The sequence below is a fragment of the Candidatus Latescibacterota bacterium genome (assembly GCA_019038625.1).
Lineage (GTDB): Bacteria > Krumholzibacteriota > Krumholzibacteriia > Krumholzibacteriales > Krumholzibacteriaceae > JAGLYV01.
In genome coordinates this window covers 1-1,637 of the sequence record JAHOYU010000196.1, presented here as the reverse complement: position 1 = coordinate 1,637, position 1,637 = coordinate 1, and the positions used below count along the sequence as shown (strand labels likewise).

Annotated in this window: 1 protein-coding gene; it reads left to right on the top strand. The window is 47.1% G+C overall.

All coding sequences use genetic code 11. The annotated features are described in order from the left end of the window. The coding region (locus KOO63_13605; protein ID MBU8922847.1) for an IS701 family transposase at window positions 1–1,410 on the top strand (1,410 nt) is incomplete at its 5' end. Between the last annotated feature and the right edge of the window lie 227 nt (window positions 1,411–1,637).

Here is a 1,637-nt window from a genome sequence, read left to right as displayed (position 1 = left end):
TTTGACGACTGTTTCTCTCGCAGTGAACCTCGGGAGAACCTGCAAATATACGTACAGGGGCAGTTGTCTGATTTGGAACGAAAGAGCATTGAACCCATTGCTTTGGCTGCAGGCGTAGCCCCGAGAACGTTGCAATACTTCCTTTCTTCTGTCAGTTGGGACCACGTGCGTTTGCGAGATCGCATCCAGTGGATTGTGGCTACTGAACATACCCATCCCAATGCGATTGGCGTCATTGATGAGACAGGCCATCCTAAGAAGGGTCTATCTACGTGCGGGGTACAGCGTCAGTGGTGTGGTAATACCGGTAAAGTTGACAATTGTGTGGTGGGCGTTCACTTGGGTTATGTCCTAGGCGATTTTCAATGTCTGCTGGATAGCGATCTGTTTTTACCTCAAGACTGGGCGAATGATGTTGCACTGCGAAAAAAAACAAAGGTTCCAGAAAACATACAATTTCAAACCAAACCCCAGATTGCATTAGAGCAGGTTCGCCGAGCTTTGAAGAACGGTATACGGTTTTCCGCTCTAACCTTTGATGAGTTGTATGGCCGCTCCGGACCGTTCCTGGATGGCCTGGACGGTCTGGGTCAGAACTACGTTGGCGAGATCCCTTCGGACTTTGTTGGCTGGTTACGAGAACCCCATATACTACAAAGAGCGACGCCCGCTGAGACACGGAAAAAAGGCCGAAAACGGCACTATCCACGTCTTTCTCGAAAAACATTGCCTGCCTGTGAAGTGAGAAATCTAGTTGCCTATTCACCGGTCTTTGCCAAGCAGGAATGGCAACGTTTCCGTATTAAGGACGGCGAAAAAGGTCCGGTTGTTTGGGAAGTCAAGGCTTCCAAGTTCTATCGCAAACAAGGCGAAAAAGGTCTTCCCCGCCAAGCTCACACCTTGATTATCGCACGCAATGTTCTCGATACAAACGAGGTCAAATACTTCCTGGCGAATGTGTCACTGGATTCGCCGGACGTAACCCTTGAATGGTTGCTATGGATCGCTTTCTCTCGTTGGCCGATTGAGCGTTGTTTCGAGATCGGCAAGCGAGAACTGGGGATGGATCATTTTGAGATGCGTTCCTGGCAAGGCATATACCGTCACTTCTATATCAGTCAGTTGAGTCAATTGTTTTGTGCTCGTGTTCATCACAGTCACCGAGAAAAAAAAGACCGAGAGTTTGTACCTGACCATCGAACAAGTCCGTTCGATGGCATGTGCCTGGATTACGGGCCAATGGCTCCAGTTATCGGTGAAAACGGTACTGTATCAAAGAGTCCTCGATCGGATCGAGTATCATCAATGGCGCAATCGCGCCGCCCGAAAATCTCATCGCAAGAAAAGACTTCGACAATTGAGACAACTAGGGATAAAAATCAGTCAGTTAAAATCCTGTGTTCCGCGTAATTATTAAACTATATTGCGCTGTAGTACTAGTACTACAGCGCAATATAGGCTCAAGAAGATTGATCCGTCAAGACGATAACTCCTTATAAACAGAATGTTTGTAAGGAGCAATGATATGGATGTTAGACTCATTACAGGTATTGGACGAGAATTGAAGAAGTTTTTACAACATTTTGACGACTGTTTCTCTCGCAGTGAACCTCGGGAGAACCTGCAAATATACGTAC